The organism is Petroclostridium xylanilyticum (assembly GCF_002252565.1).
Taxonomy (GTDB): Bacteria; Bacillota; Clostridia; order SK-Y3; family SK-Y3; genus Petroclostridium; species Petroclostridium xylanilyticum.
Genome location: NZ_NPML01000007.1, coordinates 34,098 through 54,060, shown reverse-complemented (window position 1 = coordinate 54,060; position 19,963 = coordinate 34,098). Strand labels below are relative to the sequence as shown.

At 37.6% G+C, this 19,963-nt stretch carries 20 protein-coding genes; 18 read left to right on the top strand and 2 right to left on the bottom strand.

Annotation, left to right across the window (positions count from 1 at the left end):
- The first annotated feature begins 127 nt into the window (after nt 1-127).
- The 8 genes from hfq (at nt 128) to aroB (ending at nt 5,781) form a co-directional block, all read left to right on the top strand.
- Nucleotides 128-373 carry an RNA chaperone Hfq gene (gene hfq, locus CIB29_RS03505; RefSeq protein WP_094546824.1) on the top strand — a complete coding sequence of 82 codons (246 nt, stop codon included), beginning with the start codon at nt 128-130 and terminating at the stop codon, nt 371-373.
- Between the two features lie 288 nt (nt 374-661).
- Complete coding sequence (locus tag CIB29_RS03500; RefSeq protein WP_094546822.1) at nt 662-1,876, top strand: biotin/lipoyl attachment domain-containing protein; 1,215 nt, start codon at nt 662-664, stop codon at nt 1,874-1,876.
- Nucleotides 1,877-1,886: 10 nt separating this feature from the next.
- Complete coding sequence (locus CIB29_RS03495; protein ID WP_094546820.1) at nt 1,887-2,588, top strand: YggS family pyridoxal phosphate-dependent enzyme; 702 nt, start codon at nt 1,887-1,889, stop codon at nt 2,586-2,588.
- A 33-nt stretch (nt 2,589-2,621) separates the two neighbouring features.
- Complete coding sequence (locus tag CIB29_RS03490) at nt 2,622-3,059, top strand: cell division protein SepF (RefSeq protein WP_094546818.1); 438 nt, start codon at nt 2,622-2,624, stop codon at nt 3,057-3,059.
- 12 nt (nt 3,060-3,071) lie between these two features.
- Nucleotides 3,072-3,344 carry a YggT family protein gene (locus CIB29_RS03485; protein ID WP_094546816.1) on the top strand — a complete coding sequence of 91 codons (273 nt, stop codon included), beginning with the start codon at nt 3,072-3,074 and terminating at the stop codon, nt 3,342-3,344.
- Nucleotides 3,345-3,353: 9 nt separating this feature from the next.
- Nucleotides 3,354-4,139: a YlmH family RNA-binding protein gene (locus tag CIB29_RS03480; RefSeq protein WP_094546814.1), complete on the top strand. Its 786-nt coding sequence runs from the start codon at nt 3,354-3,356 to the stop codon at nt 4,137-4,139.
- Between the two features lie 13 nt (nt 4,140-4,152).
- Complete coding sequence (locus CIB29_RS03475) at nt 4,153-4,608, top strand: DivIVA domain-containing protein (RefSeq protein ID WP_094546812.1); 456 nt, start codon at nt 4,153-4,155, stop codon at nt 4,606-4,608.
- A 27-nt stretch (nt 4,609-4,635) separates the two neighbouring features.
- Nucleotides 4,636-5,781 carry a 3-dehydroquinate synthase gene (aroB, locus tag CIB29_RS03470; RefSeq protein ID WP_242965044.1) on the top strand — a complete coding sequence of 382 codons (1,146 nt, stop codon included), beginning with the start codon at nt 4,636-4,638 and terminating at the stop codon, nt 5,779-5,781.
- Nucleotides 5,782-5,809: 28 nt separating this feature from the next.
- Here aroB and mtnA read toward each other — a convergent pair whose 3' ends face one another.
- Nucleotides 5,810-6,859 carry an S-methyl-5-thioribose-1-phosphate isomerase gene (mtnA, locus tag CIB29_RS03465; RefSeq protein WP_094546810.1) on the bottom strand — a complete coding sequence of 350 codons (1,050 nt, stop codon included), beginning with the start codon at nt 6,857-6,859 and terminating at the stop codon, nt 5,810-5,812.
- Nucleotides 6,860-6,862: 3 nt separating this feature from the next.
- Nucleotides 6,863-7,618: an S-methyl-5'-thioadenosine phosphorylase gene (locus tag CIB29_RS03460; protein ID WP_094546808.1), complete on the bottom strand. Its 756-nt coding sequence runs from the start codon at nt 7,616-7,618 to the stop codon at nt 6,863-6,865.
- Nucleotides 7,619-7,850: 232 nt separating this feature from the next.
- Here CIB29_RS03460 and CIB29_RS03455 point away from each other — a divergent pair, with 232 nt between their 5' ends.
- From CIB29_RS03455 to carB, 10 genes are all read left to right on the top strand, one after another.
- Nucleotides 7,851-8,492, top strand: coding sequence for a TraR/DksA C4-type zinc finger protein (locus CIB29_RS03455; protein ID WP_094546806.1), 642 nt, complete (start codon nt 7,851-7,853; stop codon nt 8,490-8,492).
- Nucleotides 8,493-8,808: 316 nt separating this feature from the next.
- A complete protein-coding gene (gene lspA / locus CIB29_RS03445; RefSeq protein ID WP_094546802.1) occupies nt 8,809-9,267 on the top strand; it encodes a signal peptidase II in 459 nt (152 codons plus the stop codon).
- Nucleotides 9,268-10,194 (top strand): RluA family pseudouridine synthase, encoded by a 927-nt coding sequence (locus CIB29_RS03440; protein ID WP_094546800.1) that lies wholly within the window; start codon nt 9,268-9,270, stop codon nt 10,192-10,194. It begins immediately after the preceding gene.
- A 193-nt stretch (nt 10,195-10,387) separates the two neighbouring features.
- Nucleotides 10,388-10,978, top strand: coding sequence for a bifunctional pyr operon transcriptional regulator/uracil phosphoribosyltransferase PyrR (pyrR, locus tag CIB29_RS03435; protein WP_463208963.1), 591 nt, complete (start codon nt 10,388-10,390; stop codon nt 10,976-10,978).
- Nucleotides 10,979-11,084: 106 nt separating this feature from the next.
- Nucleotides 11,085-12,305: a uracil-xanthine permease family protein gene (locus CIB29_RS03430; protein ID WP_094546798.1), complete on the top strand. Its 1,221-nt coding sequence runs from the start codon at nt 11,085-11,087 to the stop codon at nt 12,303-12,305.
- 79 nt (nt 12,306-12,384) lie between these two features.
- A complete protein-coding gene (locus CIB29_RS03425; RefSeq protein WP_094546796.1) occupies nt 12,385-13,326 on the top strand; it encodes an aspartate carbamoyltransferase catalytic subunit in 942 nt (313 codons plus the stop codon).
- Nucleotides 13,310-14,602: a dihydroorotase gene (locus tag CIB29_RS03420; protein WP_094546795.1), complete on the top strand. Its 1,293-nt coding sequence runs from the start codon at nt 13,310-13,312 to the stop codon at nt 14,600-14,602. The genes CIB29_RS03425 and CIB29_RS03420 overlap by 17 nt, the downstream gene beginning before the upstream one ends.
- An 88-nt stretch (nt 14,603-14,690) precedes the next feature.
- Complete coding sequence (gene pyrF / locus CIB29_RS03415; RefSeq protein WP_094546793.1) at nt 14,691-15,611, top strand: orotidine-5'-phosphate decarboxylase; 921 nt, start codon at nt 14,691-14,693, stop codon at nt 15,609-15,611.
- A gap of 34 nt (nt 15,612-15,645) precedes the next feature.
- Nucleotides 15,646-16,731 (top strand): carbamoyl phosphate synthase small subunit, encoded by a 1,086-nt coding sequence (locus tag CIB29_RS03410; protein WP_094546791.1) that lies wholly within the window; start codon nt 15,646-15,648, stop codon nt 16,729-16,731.
- Nucleotides 16,731-19,937, top strand: a complete 3,207-nt coding sequence (carB, locus tag CIB29_RS03405; RefSeq protein ID WP_094546789.1) for a carbamoyl-phosphate synthase large subunit — start codon at nt 16,731-16,733, stop codon at nt 19,935-19,937. Before CIB29_RS03410 ends, carB begins: the two co-directional genes overlap by 1 nt.
- Nucleotides 19,938-19,963 lie beyond the last annotated feature (26 nt).

Genomic DNA, 19,963 nt, shown 5'->3' with positions numbered 1-19,963 from the left:
GGAACCACTGCAATAAATAAGTTTTCCATTTACTATATTTCTGAAAGTGAAACTAATGTCTTGCATTAGCATCATTTTCGGGACAATATATAAATATATAATTATACATATTTAGGGGAGGATTTTGATGAACAAAACTACAATCAACCTGCAGGACGTATTTTTAAATCAAGTGAGAAAGGAGCATATTCCTGTAACCATCTACTTAACAAATGGCTTTCAATTAAAAGGGATGGTTAAAGGATTTGATAATTTTACTGTAGTGCTGGATACGGATGGTAAGCAGCAGTTAGTATACAAACATGCTATCTCTACTATCATTCCGGCTAAACAGGTCAATTTATTGCTAAACAGCAATGAAAAAGATGAATAAGTAAAGGAAAAAATAAAAAGGTCTTTGACTTATATTTTCAAGGACCTTTTTAATTTTATATAGTTCACAGTTCACGGTTCACAGCTTTCAGTTTACAGTAATAAACGATTTAATAACTTTTGCTGTGAACCGTGAACCGTGAACTTACGATTTGACTTTATCTGCCATGTAAATCATTAGCAGTAAATATGTAAATAAAATAAATATAAAAATAATTTTTTTAAGATAAAGCAGGATTTTTAGCCTTTATGTAGAAATATACAATGTATATTTCCAGGAGGAGTATTAATGAGCAAATTTACAAAAATAGTTTTAGCTGGCGTTATCTTACTATATCTATGGTCGCTATATGTTTATTTAAATACCCCAATTAGAACTGATATTGTTAAATTTGGAATACTAGAAGATTGTGAAAGTACGACAGGATATATCATTAGAGAAGAAAAACTTTTATATTCAAATATTGCAGGAAGTTTTGATGAAATTGCTAAAGAAGGAGAAAGAATTGCAAAAGGGTCAAAAGTAGCTACAGTATATAAAAACCATGTAGACCCCAAAATTCAAGAAGCAATTAAAAGAATAAACGAAAGGATAGCTGATATTAACAATAATCAAGCAAAAAATGATATTTTTTCAGAGGATTTACAAAAGCTGGAAAAACAAATTAGTAATAAAATCAATGAAGTTATAAATATTTCCTATGATCATAAATCAGCTAAACTCTTTCAGATAAAAGAAGATATCAATAAAATACTGGATAAGAAGCTAATTATTAGCGGTGAGAAAGGTGCAAGCGGACAGAATTTAGAAGCTTTGAAAAAAGAGAAGGAAAATTATGAAAATCAGCTAAGGTCCAGCAAAGTGGACTTGATTACCGAGGTATCTGGTATATTGTCTTATAATATTGACGGAATGGAACAGATTTTAGTTCCGGAAAAAATTAATGAATTTAAACCGTCGGATTTTCAAAGTCTGGACAATATTAATTTTAACAGCAAGACAGAAGGAAAAGTTGGACAACCAGTTGCCAAGATCATTGATAATTTTGAATGGTATATTGGATTTTTAATGGACGCAAAAAAAATTTATCCGTTGAAAGTCGGAGATAAGGTAAATGTGCGATTTAAGGATATAAAAAATACAGTTGTTGATGCATCTGTTTACTATATATCTTCTGAGGAAAAAGGAAAAGCAGTAGTAGTTTTATCTTCAAATAAGTATATAGACTCAATGCATGAAATAAGAAAAGTAAATATTGATATAATAAAACAAGCGTATTCAGGTTTTAAGATTCCTGTGTCGGCGGTACGAGTGCAAAACGGGAAAACAGGCGTTTACATTATTAAGGATAGAGTTGCCAGGTTCCGTGAGATTGAAATACTTTTTAAAAATAATGATTTTGCTATTGTAAAAGAAAATAATTTAAATGATAATGGTTTGTTATTATATGATGAAGTTATTACTAAATCCAATAATATTGAAGAAGGAAAATTAATTCGATAAGGATGATAGCATGACTCAATTAAAAGATAATATTAGTAATATTAGAACCAGGATAGATCAGGCTGCTGAAAGAGCAGGTAGAAATGCTGAGGAAATAACCCTTGTTGCTGTTACTAAGACTGTAGATGCCGGTATTATAAACGAAGCCATCAAATTAGGCATAAATCATATAGGTGAGAATAAAGTTCAGGAAATTATTCAAAAATATGATTTAATTGACAGGACTCAAGGGGTAAAATGGCATCTTATAGGTCATCTTCAAACAAACAAGGTAAAATATATTGTTGATAAAGTAGACCTTATTCATTCTATCGATAGTGTTAAATTGGCTATGGAAGTCAACAAAAGGGCTGAAAAAATAAACAAGATTATGGAAGTACTTATTCAGGTAAATGTTGCTGGAGAAGAGAGCAAGTTTGGAATCAGTGTGGAACAGTGTGATGAGTTTGTAAAAGAAATTTCCAGATTACCCAATATTAGGGTAAAAGGACTGATGACCATTGCACCTTACACACAGGATCCTGAAGAAGTCAGGCCTTATTTTAGAAAATTAAAGGATTTGTCCATTGACATAAAACAAAAAAAGTATGATAATGTTGATATGGAATATTTATCTATGGGAATGACAGGAGATTTTGAAGTTGCTATAGAAGAAGGCGCAAATATTGTCAGAGTAGGTACAGCAATATTTGGACAACGCCAGTATAAGTAGTAATGTTATAATTGGCTAGGGGGGTATCATATTATGAGTAATTTAATTAATAAAGTGTTAAATTTTGTAGGCCTTGAAAACCAGGAGGAATTAGAAGAAGAAGCAGTACATAAAGAAGAAGTGGCAGAACCTGATTTTACACATCATTCAAGCAAAAAAAGTAAAATTGTGAATATTCATACCACGACCCAATTAAAAGTGGTTGTAATGCAGCCCGAGAGTTTTGATGAAGCCAAAGACATTGCTGACCACCTTAAAAGCAAAAAGCCTGTAGTCATTAATCTTGAAGAAGTAGAAAAAGATGTTGCACGAAGAATTGTAGATTTTTTGAGTGGTTCAGTTTATGCTTTAGACGGAAATATACAAAAGGTATCAAATGGAATATTTTTAATTGCGCCATATAATGTAGATATTATGGGTGACTTTAAAGATGAATTGAGAAATAAAGGGGTATTTCCCTGGAATTTGTAATTGGAGGAGCACATGTTGATAAGAAATTCTTTAATGACTCTTTTGGAGATTGTAGGCTATTTAATTTTTGCCCGTGTAATTGTTTCATGGTTGCCAATCAATAGAGATAATCCTATTCTACAGTTTATATACCAGGTAACCGAGCCTATTCTTGCCCCAATCAGGAATCTTATCAGCCGGTCATCAATAGGTGGAGGCATGATGATTGATTTTTCACCTATTGTTGCCTGGTTATTGATTCAATATTTGATTATACCATTAATAGATTCTTTAATAACATTTTAGGAGACGATAGTGTTTAATAAGCAGGAAATATTGGAAACTCTCAAAACAAGTGAGGACAAGCTGTTTGTATCAAAAGTACTGGATCAAGCAGTTATGTCTTTAAAATATCATGAAGAAAGGTTTACAAGTTTTTTAGACCCATATCAGCAAAATCTACTGATTCAGAAGCTAAAGAATATAAACGGCCTTGATATACATTGCTGGGGAGGATATGAAGAGGCTGAAAGAAAAATAATTTCAATTTTCCCTGATTATATGAGCCCTGCTGAAATATGTTATCCCATATCTATACTGGAAGCAGCGGGGAGCAATTTTAACAAGCTGAGTCACAGAGATTTTTTGGGTGCTGTTCTGGCCTTGGGTATAAAAAGGGAAAAAATTGGTGATATTTTAATCAATGATACGTTAAGTTATATTTTTACTGTATCTGATATAAGTCAATATATTTTAATGAATTTAAATAAAGTTGCAAACAGTAATGTTGTTTTAAAAGAAGTGGATATCCAAAAAGTTGCAATTCCACAGAAAAAATACAAAGAAATACATGGTACAGTTGCAACATTAAGGTTGGATTCGGTGCTTAGTGTTGCGCTGGGGGAATCCAGGAGTAAGGTTCTACCTTATATCCATTCTGAAAAAGTAAATGTTAATTGGGAATTATCCAATTCACCTTCCCAAGTTTTAAGAGAAGGGGATGTTATTTCGGTTAGAGGGCATGGAAGAATGCTTCTGGACACTGTAGGAGGTATAACCCGGAAAGGAAGAATAAATATTACGATTAAGAGATTCATTTAGGGGGCTGGTATTGGTGTTGACACCATTGGATATCGAAAATAAAAAGTTTAGAAAAAAACCTTTTGGTTATAGTGAATTGGAAGTAGAGGAGTTTCTTACAAAAATAGTTGAAGACTATGAAAAGTTATATAAGGAAAATATTGAATTAAAAGATAAAATTGCAGTGTTAAATGAGGGTATCCAACACTATAAAGCGATTGAAGAAACATTGCAAAATACTTTACTTGTTGCCCAGAGCACAGGAGAAGATATTAAGAAAAATGCTTATGCCAAAGCGGAAAATATATTAAAAGAGGCTGAAATGAAGGCAAGTCAGATGATTGCTGATGCAAATCAAGAAGTTTCAAAAATTAATTATAGATATGAAGACCTCAAACGCAGCTTTGGCGTATTTAAAGCTAAAATTGAGTCCTTGATCTATGCACAGTTGGATATGATGAAAGACATTGCTTCCAAGATAGAGGATTGAGTGGAATGTTGAAGCCGACGGCAAAACATGAAATACATGATGTTGCTCAACCAGGACAATGGATTTATTGAAATAATGATGCAGGACGGTGATACGGTGGAAAAGATAGTACTGGATTTTAAAGAAAGAAGCTATCCTATTTATTTCGAAGAAGATTTTTTTAAACTTCCCGGGATACTAAAGGAAAAAAATTTCTCCTCTAAAGTCTTGATTATTACTGATACGAATGTAGATAATCATTACGGTGAGCAGCTTCAACATTTGTTATCCGGTCAAGGATTTATATGCAATAAATTTGTTTTTCAAGCAGGAGAACAAAATAAAAACCTCGACACTATTTCTCTCATTTATGACGAATGTTTAAAACATAGATTGGATAGAAAGTCTGTAATAATTGCCTTAGGTGGAGGGGTGACGGGGGATATCGCAGGATTTGCCGCCTCTACTTTCATGCGTGGGATTAAGTTTGTGCAGGTACCTACCAGCCTGTTGGCCCAGGTGGATAGCAGTGTGGGAGGAAAAGTGGGGGTAGATTATCAAGGAAGCAAAAATATAATCGGTTCTTTTTATCAACCCTCGCTGGTATATATGAATTTAAAAGTTTTGCAGACGCTGCCTAAAAGAGAATTTATATCCGGGATGGCTGAAGTAATAAAACATGCCGTCATCTACGATTATGACTTTTTTGAATACCTGGAGCAAAACATTGACAGTATCCTTAAGCTGGATACAAATACTTTAAAGTATGTAGTATGGAAAAATTGTATCATAAAATCGCAGGTAGTGCAGCAGGACGAGACGGAACAGGAATTGAGAGCTATATTAAACTTTGGTCATACGATTGGCCATGCGCTCGAGAGCGTATTGGATTTTTCGTTGCTGCACGGAGAGTGTGTATCCGTAGGTATGGCTGCTGCAGCGTTTATTGCTTATAGCAACAATCTGTTAGCTTATAATGACTATGAACGAATATTGTCATTGTTGCAGCGATTTGGATTACCTGTAAAAGTGAAAGATATCGACTGCAATAAAGTTTATGAGGAAATGCTGCGGGATAAAAAACAAGAAAAAAATAAACTAAAGTTCATATTACCGGTTAGGATTGGTAGAGTGATTCAAACTACAGAAGTTACAAAAGAGAATATATTCAGTGCATTGGAACATGTAACATAAAGTAAAGCAGGACAATGTCCTGCTTTTTCTATTTTTCATTTTTCAATTTGAGAATATTTTCGTTGTAAGGCGGGTAAATGACACCTTTTTCAGTAATAATTGCTGTTACATATTTATTAGGTGTTACATCAAAGGCCGGGTTAGCTACTTTTATCCCTTCCGGTGCAATTTGTACTCCGGCTATATGAGTAACTTCCTGCGGATTCCTTTCCTCAATAGGAATTTGTTCACCATCTTCTAAAGAGAAATCAATTGTCGAAATAGGTGCAGCGACATAAAAAGGTATGTTATTTTCTTTAGCCAGCACTGCAACACTATATGTACCAATTTTATTTGCCACATCACCATTGGTTGTTATTCTATCGGCACCTACTATGACACAATTAATTTTCTTCTGTTTCATGAAGTGACCTGCCATATTATCAGTAATTAACGTTACAGGGATACCTTCATGCTGAAGTTCAAATGCTGTCAATCTGGCTCCTTGAAGAAACGGTCTGGTCTCATCGGCAAAAACTGAAATATTTTTTCCGGCTTCATGGGCTGCTCTAATTACTCCCAACGCTGTACCAAAATCAGCAGTTGCCAATGCGCCGGCATTACAATGGGTAAGAATTATATCTCCGGGATGAATAAGGCTGTTTCCAAACTGGCCAATGGCTCTATTAATTTCTACGTCTTCGTTATAAATGGCATTTGCCTCTTTTTCCAGGATATTGATTATGTCTGCAACTTCTTTGTTTTCATTATTTTGAAGAACAGCATACATTCTATCTATTGCCCAAAAAAGATTTACTGCTGTCGGCCTTGTATTACGCAATACATCACATACTTCATTCATTTTTTGCATAAAAACTTCTTTGCTGTTATCTCGGAATTCCCTGGCGCCCAATACAATCCCATAAGCTGCCGTAACCCCGATAGCAGGAGCTCCTCTTACAATCATATCTTTGATAGCTTTGGCTGCGCCAATATAGTCAGTGTATTCATTGATAATAAACTCGGTGGGCAGCCTTGTCTGGTCAATCAGTTTTAATACACCATTTTCCCATTGGATCGGTTTTAATTTGTTACTCATTTTTTACAACTCCATTTTTTCTATCATCGTATAAATTAATTTTTTTACATTTTCCACGTTCTCGTTAAAAACTTTCAGGACAGCTTCATGGGTAACCGGCTTTATATCGTCACGGCCTTCCAGACCCGCATCATAATCGGTAATAAGAGAAATATTTACATAAGGTATTTCCATTTCCAATGCAAGGTAGCATTCCGGATATTGGGTCATATTGATAACTTCCCAGCCCATTTTGCTGAACCATCGGCTTTCTGCCCTTGTAGAGAACCTGGGGCCCTGGATAACAACAACTGTACCGGTTTCATGGACGGGAATATTAAGTTCCCTGGCTGTTTCGATTGCCAGTTTTCTCAATTCCGGATCATACGGGTCAGCCGGGCTGACATGTTTTACCTCCGGGCCTTCAAAGAACGTATCGGCTCTGCCTGTGGTCCGGTCAACAAACTGGTCGCATATTACAAATTCTCCCGGCTTGACATGCGGTTGAAGGCTGCCGCAGGCATTTGGAGCAATAATTTTTTTAACTCCAAGCATTTTCATAGCGTAGATATTGGCCCTGTAAGGGACTAAATGAGGTGGGTATTGGTGTTTTTTCCCGTGACGGGGAAGAAATGCCACTTTTTTATTTCCAATTGTAGCAAGAGCTATTTTGTCACTTGGTTTTCCATACGGAGTATCCACTTCTATTTCTTCGACATTTTCTAAAAAGGAATAAAAGCCAGAACCTCCAAATACTCCGATATCTGCACGTTTATCCATTATGATTCCTCCTCAGGTAGTAATTATATTTTGCTCATTTTAAATTATATAGCATTATGATTATTTTTCAATCATTTTAAGGAAATTTATACTTAATTATTTAATAATAACGCATATGTTTTTAGGGAAAATTAATTTTGAGTACAAATAAGTTTGCTCATATCTGTTCACAGAAACATATCAGATAAAAGGTCTGTGGACTTGTGAATTTTATTCATTGGAGGATAAACAGATGGATAGTAAGAAATTAGATAAATTTAGAAAATTGCTTTTACAGGAAAAGCAACAACATGACCATGTACTGAACGATATGAAGAAATTTGATATGGGGGAAAGTGATAAATACTCAGCAGGTGAACTTTCAAATTACGATAATCATCCCGCAGATTTAGGCTCAGAAATGTTTGAATTAGAACATAATATGGGGCTGCAGGTAAGCGAGGAGCATCAAATTAAAGAAATACATGATGCACTCCAGAGAATTAAGAATGGTACTTATGGAAAATGTGAGTTATGCGGTAAAGAAATTGGTGAAGAGCGATTGGAAATATTACCATCCGCACGTTTATGCATTGATTGTGAAAAGAAAAAAGAAATTGATATGGAGTATTTAATGAACAACCGTCCTGTTGAGGAAAAAGTAATAGATGCACCCTTTGGAAGAAAGTATTTAAATAAACAGGAAGATGATGAATATGAAGGAATGGATCAGTTGTACGATGTTATGAAATATGGTTCTGCCGATACACCCCAGGATATGGGAGGATACCATGATTATGAAGAATATTATACAAATGAAACTGATAAGCAGGGAATGGTTGACGACATGGATCAGATAAGCAATAAGGAGTATAAAGACCAGCTGCCCGATTAATATGAAAATAGTGGGGAGTGAACAGTGGGGAGTGGGGAGTAAAATCGAAACCACAGAAAAAGTCCGGTTTAGCAGGAAGAAGGGATGCGACATGGGGACGGTTCGTCTGTCGAATGCGCTTTTCATGCGACTGAGGAACCGTCCCCATGTCGAAGCCCCATGCGACTGTGGACAGTGGGGAGTAAAAACTGCCCACCGATTCGGGTGGGTACCATCATATATGGAATGCTGAGGCCGGAAAATCGCCTCAACCATTTACAATGCCCCTGAGTAATGCTATAATTTATTAGAAAATAACCATAAGGGGTTGAGATATTTGATTTGGTTTATCATTATAGCAGTGATCATAGGATTAGACCAATACACAAAGTATTTGGCAGCTACAAAGCTCATCAATTATGAGACTATTCCCTTGATAGAAAATGTATTCCATCTTACATTTGTTAAAAATAAGGGTGCAGCTTTTGGAATACTTCAAAATCAAAAGTGGTTTTTTGTCATAGTTACTATCATTATTATGCTTGCAATCATCTACTATATAATCAAGAAAAAACCGGGAAACAAATTACTGATGGTAAGTTTGTCCATGATATTAGGTGGGGCTGTAGGCAACCTTATTGATAGGATCAGATACAGTTATGTCATAGATTTTTTTGATTTTAACCTGATTAACTGGCCTGTATTTAATGTTGCAGATTCATTTGTAGTGGTAGGAACCGTTTTGCTGTCATATTATCTTCTTTTTAAATACGAAGAAAAAAAGGATGAAGCGTAAATGACCACGCAGCAGTTGATAGTAGCAAAAGAGGACAATAATATAAGAATTGACAAATACTTAAGTGATAAAATAAAGGACCTGTCCCGTTCTTATGCACAGAAAATTATAAACGACGGACTTGTTCAAGTGAATAATAAAGCTGTGAAACAAAATTACAAGGTTAAGGCCAATGATATGGTTCATGTTGAAATACCTGAACCGGAAAAGCTTGAAATAAAAGCCGAGGACATTGAACTGGATATTGTTTACGAGGACGCAGACCTGCTTGTGGTTAATAAGCCCCAGGGGATGGTTGTTCATCCTGCTGCAGGAAATTATACCGGTACGCTGGTGAATGCACTTATGAAACACTGTGGGGATAATCTTTCTGCAATTAACGGTATTATCCGTCCTGGTATTGTCCATAGAATTGACAAAGATACCTCCGGCTTGCTGTTGGTTGCAAAAAATAATAGGGCTCACATCAAGCTGGCCAAACAGATTAAAGATCATTCTCTCAGCAGAAGATATGTAGCCATCGTATATGGTGCTTTAAAAAATGATAGCGGAATCATCGATGCACCCATAGGAAGGCATCCTGTAGATAGAAAAAAAATGAGTGTTACTACTAAAAATGGTAGAAACGCTGTAACACATTTTAAAGTACTTGAAAGATTAGGCAACTATTCATATATAGAGTGTAAGCTGGAGACAGGCAGAACTCATCAAATAAGGGTGCACATGAGTTATATCGGTCACCCTATCATTGGAGACCCTGTCTACGGGCCAAAAAAAGATAGGTTTAATTTAAACGGACAGGCTTTACATGCCAAAATAATTGGATTTATCCATCCAACAACCAATGAATATCTGGAATTTGAAGTGTCTCCGCCCCCTTATTTCGACAAATTATTAAATCTATTGCGTAAAAATTTAATAAAATAGTAGACAAAATATAATACTTGGTATATAATTAAATAAACTTGATAAAAAGTGGTTAACCTTTAAATTAGTCCTGTGAGGCTGGTAAGGTTGAGAGGGAGATGCTTGCGATAGGCTAAGCATATATTTTTGTGGAGTTTTTGTGACGTTTCAACTTCTTACCGGCCGGTAAGAAGTTTTTTATTTTGTCAAATTTATGATAAACCATGAAGGAAGGAGATGTAATTTGGAAATGGTTGAAAAAGCAGAAATTATGGATGAGCAGGCAATGCAAAGAGCCATAACAAGGATATCTCATGAGATTATTGAAAAGAATAAGGGAGTTGAAGAACTGGTTTTAATTGGAATTCAAAGACGCGGTGTGCCGTTAGCTCAAAGAATAGCTTCAAAAATAAAAGAAGTGGAAGGTACGGAAATTTCTGTTGGGATTCTTGATATTACACTCTATAGGGATGATTTAAGTTTACTTTCCGAACATCCGGTAATTAATGGTACTGAAATTGGTTTTTCAATCACAGGTAAAAAAATTGTTCTTGTAGATGATGTACTATATACAGGACGTACGGTAAGGGCTGCAATTGATGCAATCATGGATTTGGGAAGGCCTAAAATGATTCAACTGGCAATCTTGATTGACAGGGGACATAGAGAACTTCCCATTAGAGCAGATTATGTAGGAAAAAATGTACCTACGTCCAAAAATGAAGTAGTACATGTGAAAGTTAAAGAAATAGATGGAGTTAATAAAGTGGTCATTAGTAATCAAGACCAGAGCAATGTAGAATAAGATCTCAATGGCGTGGGGCTGGATTTATTACTATCCATGCAGTGATAAGTGATACTACATGGGGGTTAGTAAATATATAACAAGAAAAGTGAAAGGGGAATTTAAAATGTCCAATGGCGTAAAATCTTATATTTTAGGTTTGCAGCACTTATTTGCGATGTTTGGAGCGACTGTTTTAGTTCCAGCATTAACAGGCCTGCATCCTGCTGTTGCACTGTTCACTGCAGGTGTTGGAACGTTAGTATTTCATTATATTACCGGTAAGAAAGTACCGGTGTTTCTCGGTTCCAGTTTTGCTTTTATAGGTGCAATACAATTAGTAGTAAAAAATTATGGTATTCCAGCTGCACAGGGCGGGATTATGGCAGCCGGTTTGGTGTACGTTATCCTATCAGAGTTGGTAGCACTAATAGGTGTAGAAAAGATTAGAAGCTTTTTCCCTCCTGTCGTTACCGGTCCAATTATTATGGTAATCGGTTTAACCTTAAGTCCTGTTGCAGTAGATATGGCATCAGGTAACTGGTACATTGCGGTATTTGTCTTACTGGTAGTAATCGTTGTTACAGTCTTTGATAAAGGTTTCTTTAAATTAGTACCCATACTTATTGGTATAGCTTCTGGATATATTTTAACCCTAATCCTGGATTATCTTAAGCTCACCGGTGAAAAACCTCTTATAAATACACAGGCCATTGTTGATGCTGATTGGTTTAACTTTATTTCTATATTAAGAGGAGAATTTTTTACCCTTCCCGCGTTTAATTTGACTGCCATCTCTCTAATAGCTCCGATAGCAATTGTAACTTTCATGGAACATATCGGTGATATTACTACAAATGGTGCAGTTGTCGGGAAGGATTTCTTTAAAGACCCCGGATTGCACAGAACTCTACTGGGGGATGGGTTAGCTACCTTTGTCGCCGGCTGCTTTGGAGGTCCGGCAAACACCACGTACAGTGAGAATACCGGTGTTTTGGCAGTAACAAAGGTATATGATCCTAAAATTCTCAGAATTGCAGCAGTTTATGCAATTATTCTTAGCCTTGTTGGTAAGCTGGGGGCAATTTTACAAACCATTCCTGTTCCTGTTATGGGAGGAGTAAGCCTCATATTGTTTGGTATGATTGCAAGTATTGGGATGAGAACCATATCGGAAGCTGAATTAGATTTCACCCATAGTAGAAATTTGATTATAGTCTCTCTCATACTTGTAGTGGGACTGGGAGTGGGAGATATTGCAATTACTGAAACTTTTAAAGTGTCCGGGTTATTTTTAGCTGCGTTGGTAGGAATCATTGCGAATAAATTACTTCCTCAAAATGTTTAGGAATTAAAAAGAGTAGTAAGGCATGTCCTACTACTCTTTTTGAAAACATATGATTTATTTAATATGAGGTGATTGAAATATGCTGGGTAAAAGAAAAGATCTTCTTGGGCTTAAGGATTTATCGGCTGAAGAAATTAAATACATTTTGAACAATGCTGAAACCATGAAATATGTACTTTCACAAAAAAATAAAAAGACCCCTCATTTACAGGGGAAATCGATCATTACCCTTTTTTACGAAAATAGCACCAGAACGCGTTTATCTTTTGAACTGGCTGCAAAATATATGAGTGCCAGTGCAGCAAATATCAGCGCCTCCGGAAGCAGCGTTGCAAAAGGTGAAACTTTAATAGATACAGGAAAAACCATTGATATGATGGGAACCGACATTATCATTATCCGCCACCCTATGTCAGGGGCTCCACACCTTTTAGCAAAAAACGTAAAGGCTTCTGTCATTAATGCAGGGGATGGCATGAATGAACACCCTACACAGGCACTTCTGGATATGATGACAATAAAGGAGAAAAAAGGAAAAATAAAGGGATTAAAGGTTGCTATTATCGGCGATATTGCACATAGCAGAGTGGCACGCAGTAATATTTGGGGCTTAACAAAGCTAGGTGCAGAAGTCTGTGTAGCCGGGCCGGCAACGCTCATTCCACCGGAAATTGAAAAGACGGGGGTAAAAGTCTTTAATAGCGTCCAGGAAGCTTTACTGGATGCTGATGTTGTTATGGGGCTCCGAATACAGCTGGAGCGGCAAAAAAGAGGCCTTTTCCCAACCACGCGGGAATATGCGAGGTTTTTTGGAATTGACGATAAAAGACTTATGTTTGCCAAGGAAGATGCACTTCTTCTTCATCCTGGTCCTGTGAACCGTGGTGTAGAGCTATCATCGGATGTAATAGATGGCGAGAAATCTCTCATCAATGAGCAGGTTACGAACGGTGTTGCTGTAAGGATGGCTGTACTTTATCTATTTGCTAGAAAGGGTGGTAGCAATGAGAATATTAATTAAAAATGGACATGTAATTGATCCGAAAAATAGAAGAGATGATAAATTGGATATATATATTGAAAACGGCTTAATTGTAGAAATTGATAAAGAACTTGATTACAGTGGAGGGGATATTGAGGTTATTGACGCAGAAGGAAAACTTGTTGTACCCGGGCTGATAGACATGCATTGCCACCTCCGGGAACCTGGTTATGAATATAAAGAGGACATTGAAAGCGGGACGAGGAGTGCAGCAGTTGGAGGTTTTACTTCCATTGCATGCATGCCAAATACAAATCCTGTCATAGATAACCAAGCGATAGTAGAATACGTAAAGACAAAGGCTAAAAATGTAGGAGTGGTAAATGTATATCCCATCGGGGCTATCACGAAAGGATTGAAAGGTGAAGAGTTAGCTGAGATAGGGGAATTGAAGTTTGCAGGTGTTGTGGCTGTTTCCGATGATGGAAAACCTGTCATGAATTCTTCTCTCATGAGAAGAGCATTGCAGTATGCAAACATGTTTGATACTCCTGTAATATCCCACTGTGAAGATCTGACACTTGTAGGCGACGGTGTAATGAACGAGGGATACATGTCTACCTATCTAGGATTGAAAGGCATCACCCGAGCCGCAGAAGATGTAATGGTTGCAAGGGACATTGTCCTGTCAGAAGTAACCGGAACGCCCATACACATTGCCCATGTAAGTACAGCGGGAGCGGTTGAAATCATCCGTCATGCCAAGGCCAGAGGCGTAAAAGTGACCTGTGAAACATGTCCTCACTATTTTACATTAACGGATAAAGCTGTGGAAGGCTACAACACTGCTGCCAAAATGAACCCGCCTTTAAGGACGGAAGAAGATGTAGAAGCAGTTAAGGAGGGCTTAAAAGATGGAACCATTGACGTTATTGCAACTGACCATGCTCCGCACCATATAGATGAAAAAAATGTTGAATTTGATAAAGCAGCAAATGGAATTGTAGGTTTCGAAACAGCCCTTGCTTTAGGAATAACCTACCTGGTAGATACCGGTATCTTAACCATGAGCCAGTTACTGCAAAAAATGTGTGTAAATCCTGCTAATATCCTGGGATTGAATAAAGGATCCCTGGGGATTAACAGGCCTGCAGATGTCATAGTGATTGATAAAAATGAAGAATATATAGTGGACATCAATAAGTTCCAATCAAAAAGCAGAAATTCACCCTACCATGGTTATACGTTAAAAGGAACAGTGCACTACACCATTGTAGGGGGAAAAGTAATTGTAAGACAAAAAGTATTGTTATAGTGGGCAGTGGGCAGCGGGTAGCGGGGAGTAATTTTGCCCTCTAACCGCTAGCTTCTAGCCTCTAAATTTTCATTTGGAGGTATGGAGAATGTCTATAGATATATTAATTGATAAAATCAGGCAAAAGAATAATCCTTCGGTGGTTGGGCTGGACCCGAGGATTGAATATGTACCGGAGTTTATCAGGGAAGAGTGTTATACCCGGTGCGGAAGGAATCTCAAAGGGGTGGCGCAGGCCATTCTGGAGTTTAACAAAAAGTTAATAGATGAGCTTTGCGATATTATTCCGGCTGTCAAGCCCCAGTCAGCCTATTACGAAATGTATGGTGTTGAAGGAATCAAGACGCTTTACGAAACAATAGAGTATGCCAGAAATAAAGGGTTATATGTTATTACCGATGTCAAAAGAAATGATATTGGGTCTACTGCAGAAGCCTATTCTACCGCATACCTGGGTAAAACTCAAATCGAAGGGGATATTTACGTTGATGCCTTTGCGTCCGATAGCATTACAGTAAACCCTTACCTGGGAACAGATGGTATTCAACCTTTTATTAATGACTGCAGCAAATATAATAAAAGCATATTTATCCTGGTTAAGACATCCAATAGGTCATCGGGTGAAGTACAGGATCTGATGACAGCAGGTGAAACAGTCTATGAAAAAATTGCAGCACTGGTAAATCAATGGGGAAGTCAATGCATGGGACAAAAGGGATACAGCAATATCGGTGCAGTAGTAGGCGCGACTTACCCGGAACAGGCTGCAAAATTACGAAAAATAATGCCCAACACTTACTTCCTGGTTCCTGGATATGGGGCACAGGGTGGAACAGCGAAGGATGTTGCCAACTGTTTTAACAAGGACGGACTAGGTGCAATTGTAAATTCTTCCCGTGGAATCATGTGTGCATATATAAACAAAAAATATGAAGAAAAAGAATTTGCTGCAGCAGCAAGAGAAGAAGCCATAAGGATGAGAGATGAGATACTGAATTGTATAATATAAAAATAGTTCATTATACTGAAAGGTGGGATAAAACATGAAGGCAATATTGGCTTTAGAAGATGGCTCAATCTTTAAAGGCAATAGTTTTGGCGCAGAAGGGGAAGTAATCGGAGAAATCGTATTCAATACCGGTATGACAGGATATCAGGAAATACTTACTGACCCTTCTTATTGCGGTCAAATTGTGACAATGACATATCCGTTAATAGGTAACTATGGCGTTAATATAGATGACTTTGAATCAATAAAACCCCAGGTAAAAGGGTTTATCGTAAGAGAATTATGTAAAACACCTAGCAACTGGCGTTCTACCGAAACTTTAAATGAGTATCTTAAAAGATATAATATTATAGGAATTGAGGGAATTGATACTCGGGCACTAACCAGAATTTTAAGGGATAAGGGTACAATGAACGGTATTATTTCCACAGATCCCAATTTTGATATTCGTCAAAGGTTGGATGAAATAAAAAATTTCCGAATTAATAATCCTGTAGATGAGGTTACATGCAAGGAAATACAGAAATATCCCGGAGAAGGCTATAAGGTTGCAGTAATTGATTTAGGCGCTAAAGCAAATATCATACGTTCTCTGGTCAATAGAGGCTGCGACGTTATAGTATTCCCTGCGAGAAGTAGTGCAGATGAAATTTTAAGGCATAACCCTGATGGAATTATGCTATCCAATGGACCAGGGGACCCAAAGGATTGTTCGGAGGTTATAAAAAATATTAAAAAACTGATGGACTCGGGAAAGCCCATATTTGGCATATGTCTCGGCCATCAATTAACTGCTTTGGCCAATGGTGCGGATACTCAACGGTTAAAATACGGACATAGAGGCTGCAACCATCCAGTAAAAGATATCAAAAAGGATCTTACTTATATCACATCCCAAAATCATGGCTATACCATTGTAGAAGCTTCTTTAGATAAAACAAAAGCAGAAATCAGCCATATTAACATGAACGATGGGACTATCGAAGGTGTCCGTTATAAAGACAGGCCTGTCTTTACCGTGCAGTTTCACCCGGAAGCGTCACCCGGGCCCAAAGATACAGCATATTTATTCGATGAATTTTTAGAACTAATGAAAATATACGGAAAGGGGAAAAATTAATGCCTTTAAGAAAAGATGTAAAGAGGGTATTGGTCATCGGGTCAGGCCCAATCATCATCGGGCAGGCGGCAGAATTTGATTATGCAGGAACACAAGCCTGCCGGGCACTAAGAGAAGAAAACATCGAAGTCATACTCGTCAACAGCAATCCGGCAACCATCATGACAGACAAGAATATTGCCAACAAGGTTTATATAGAACCATTAACTCCTGAGATCATTAAAAAAATCATCATTAAAGAAAAACCTGACAGTATACTCCCTACACTTGGGGGACAAACAGGTCTTAACCTTGCAATGGAATTGGCTGAAGAGGGCTTTTTGCAGCAGCAAGGCGTAAAGCTTCTGGGAACAGCAGTAGAAGCTATTAAGATGGCAGAAGACCGTCAGGAATTTAAAGATACCATGGAGAGAATTGGTGAGCCTGTCATTGCCAGCAAAGTGGTAAGTACCTATGAGGATGCTCTTGCTTTTGCTAAGGAGATAGGATTTCCTGTTATCGTACGCCCTGCCTATACCCTGGGCGGCACAGGAGGGGGAATTGCAAATAATGAACAGGAATTGTCCGAAATTGCACCTAATGGTTTAAGACTCAGCAGGGTTCATCAGGTCCTTATTGAAAAATGTATTGCAGGCTGGAAAGAAATTGAATATGAAGTAATGAGGGACAGCAAAGGAAATTGCATCACCGTATGTAATATGGAGAATATTGACCCGGTTGGAGTGCATACCGGGGACAGTATCGTGGTAGCGCCGTCCCAAACGCTTACCGATAAAGAGTATCAAATGCTAAGAAGCGCGGCTTTGAATATTATCTCCGCTCTGGGGATAGAAGGTGGGTGTAATGTCCAGTTTGCTTTAAATCCGTATAGTTTTGAGTATGCGGTAATCGAAGTAAATCCAAGGGTAAGCCGTTCCAGTGCCCTGGCGTCAAAAGCTACCGGATATCCGATTGCAAAGGTTGCAACCAAAATTGCAATAGGATATGGTTTGGACGAAATACAAAATGCGGTTACAGGTAAAACCTATGCCTGCTTTGAACCTACCCTTGACTATGTAGTCGTAAAAATTCCAAAGTGGCCCTTTGATAAATTTGTAAAGGCAAAAAGGACGTTAGGCACACAGATGAAGGCGACAGGAGAAGTAATGGCAATAAGCTCTTCCTTTGAGGGCGGCTTGATGAAAGCTATCCGCTCCCTTGAGCTTGGATTATTTAACATAGAGCTGCCGCATCTAAAAAAATTATCAACCCAGGAAATTTATTCGAGGATTAAAAATATTGATGATGAGAGGATTTTTGTTATAGCAGAAGCTTTAAGACGTGGAATTACCGTTAAAGAAATCAATAGCATTACAAAAATAGACCTGTTTTTCCTGGAAAAAATCAATCAGCTTATACAGTTGGAAAACACATTAAAATCTAAAACCATTAAACAACTGGATAAAGAGACATTACTAAAAGCCAAAAAAATGGGGTATACCGATGCAGTAATTGCCTCATTTATCGGCAGCACCAGAGAACAGGTTAGAGATTTGAGAAAATCGCATAACATCCATCCATCGTATAAAATGGTTGATACCTGTGCTGCAGAATTTGAAGCTGTAACGCCCTACTATTATTCCACATTTGATGAACATTCAGAAGTAAAACAATCGGCTAATAAAAAGGTTCTGGTGATAGGTTCGGGACCTATCAGAATCGGACAGGGAATAGAGTTTGACTACTGTTCTGTCCATTCGGTATGGGCTTTAAAAGAGGCGGGATATGAGACCATTATAGCCAATAATAACCCCGAAACGGTTAGTACCGACTTTGATACGTCCGACCGTCTGTATTTTGAGCCTTTAACTCCGGAAGACATTGAATATGTTGTCGAAACTGAGAAGCCGTATGGTGCCATTGTGCAATTCGGAGGCCAAACAGCTATAAAGCTGACCAAAACATTAAAAGAATTAGGTGTAAAAATATTAGGAACCTCGGCTGAAAATATCGATGCTGCCGAAGATAGGGAGAAATTTGATAAAATACTGGAGAAGTGCGGCATCCCAAGACCGGCTGGCAGGACTGTCTTTACACTGGAAGAAGCTTTGGATGCAGCACAGCAGTTAGGGTATCCCGTCCTTGTAAGGCCATCCTATGTACTTGGCGGACAGGGAATGGAAATCGCTTATAATGAAAATGATATCACTGAGTTTATGGAAATTATCAATCGGGTAAAACAGGAGCACCCGATATTGATTGATAAATATATGATGGGAAAAGAAATAGAAGTAGATGCTATCTGTGATGGTGAAGACATCCTCATTCCAGGAATTATGGAACACCTGGAAAGGGCAGGAGTACATTCGGGAGATAGTATATCTGTTTACCCAACCCAAACCATTGACCGGAAATATAAAGATATAATTGTAGACTATACCTGTAAGCTGGCAAAAGCCCTGGACGTTAAAGGGCTCATCAACATACAGTTTGTCTTGTACGACAGCCAGGTATACGTGATAGAGGTTAACCCCCGTTCCAGCAGAACGGTGCCTTATATCAGCAAGGTTACCAATGTACCAATGGTGAATTTGGCGACAAAGATAGTCCTGGGTGAAAAATTAAAAGATTTAGGATATGGTACGGGCTTACATCCGGAAGGAAAATATGTAGCCGTTAAGGTGCCTGTATTCTCCTTTGAAAAACTGCATGATGTAGACATAAGCCTGGGACCGGAAATGAAGTCGACGGGAGAAGTCCTGGGAATTTCTGAGAATTTTGCGGAAGCTCTGTATAAAGGCTTGATCGGTGCAGGACTTAAGATTCCTAAAAAAGGCAATATATTAATGACTGTCAGAGATACGGATAAACAAGAACTGATTGCGATAGCACAGGATTTTGAAAAATTAGGGTTTAAATTATATGCGACAGGAAATACAGCACATAAACTTAACAGCAATTATATTGCTGCCAATGTTGTTAAAAAAATCGGTGAAGGCTCGCCGGATATACTGGAACTCATACAGGCAGGAAAATTTAGCCTGGTAATTAATACTCCTACGCGAGGAAGGCAGCCGGAAAGAGACGGTTTTAAAATCAGGAGAAAGTCTGTCGAACAATCCATCCCCTGCTTGACTTCCCTAGACACTGCAAAAGCTGTTATAGCCAGCCTTAAGTTAAATAAAGAAGAAAAGGATCTGGAGGTAATAGACATTACAAAAATATAAATATAAAAATAATATATATTTTTATA

What these genes read in the sequence shown, in the direction of transcription:
- hfq (WP_094546824.1), top strand. Translation starts at nt 128, where the DNA reads ATGAACAAAACTACAATCAACCTGCAGGACGTATTTTTAAATCAAGTG.
- CIB29_RS03500 (WP_094546822.1), top strand. Translation starts at nt 662, where the DNA reads ATGAGCAAATTTACAAAAATAGTTTTAGCTGGCGTTATCTTACTATAT.
- CIB29_RS03495 (WP_094546820.1), top strand. Translation starts at nt 1,887, where the DNA reads ATGACTCAATTAAAAGATAATATTAGTAATATTAGAACCAGGATAGAT.
- CIB29_RS03490 (WP_094546818.1), top strand. Translation starts at nt 2,622, where the DNA reads ATGAGTAATTTAATTAATAAAGTGTTAAATTTTGTAGGCCTTGAAAAC.
- CIB29_RS03485 (WP_094546816.1), top strand. Translation starts at nt 3,072, where the DNA reads ATGTTGATAAGAAATTCTTTAATGACTCTTTTGGAGATTGTAGGCTAT.
- aroB (WP_242965044.1), top strand. Translation starts at nt 4,636, where the DNA reads ATGAAATACATGATGTTGCTCAACCAGGACAATGGATTTATTGAAATA.
- mtnA (WP_094546810.1), bottom strand. Translation starts at nt 6,859, where the DNA reads ATGAGTAACAAATTAAAACCGATCCAATGGGAAAATGGTGTATTAAAA.
- CIB29_RS03460 (WP_094546808.1), bottom strand. Translation starts at nt 7,618, where the DNA reads ATGGATAAACGTGCAGATATCGGAGTATTTGGAGGTTCTGGCTTTTAT.
- CIB29_RS03455 (WP_094546806.1), top strand. Translation starts at nt 7,851, where the DNA reads ATGGATAGTAAGAAATTAGATAAATTTAGAAAATTGCTTTTACAGGAA.
- CIB29_RS03440 (WP_094546800.1), top strand. Translation starts at nt 9,268, where the DNA reads ATGACCACGCAGCAGTTGATAGTAGCAAAAGAGGACAATAATATAAGA.
- pyrR (WP_463208963.1), top strand. Translation starts at nt 10,388, where the DNA reads ATGATAAACCATGAAGGAAGGAGATGTAATTTGGAAATGGTTGAAAAA.
- CIB29_RS03430 (WP_094546798.1), top strand. Translation starts at nt 11,085, where the DNA reads ATGTCCAATGGCGTAAAATCTTATATTTTAGGTTTGCAGCACTTATTT.
- CIB29_RS03425 (WP_094546796.1), top strand. Translation starts at nt 12,385, where the DNA reads ATGCTGGGTAAAAGAAAAGATCTTCTTGGGCTTAAGGATTTATCGGCT.
- CIB29_RS03420 (WP_094546795.1), top strand. Translation starts at nt 13,310, where the DNA reads ATGAGAATATTAATTAAAAATGGACATGTAATTGATCCGAAAAATAGA.
- pyrF (WP_094546793.1), top strand. Translation starts at nt 14,691, where the DNA reads ATGTCTATAGATATATTAATTGATAAAATCAGGCAAAAGAATAATCCT.
- CIB29_RS03410 (WP_094546791.1), top strand. Translation starts at nt 15,646, where the DNA reads ATGAAGGCAATATTGGCTTTAGAAGATGGCTCAATCTTTAAAGGCAAT.
- carB (WP_094546789.1), top strand. Translation starts at nt 16,731, where the DNA reads ATGCCTTTAAGAAAAGATGTAAAGAGGGTATTGGTCATCGGGTCAGGC.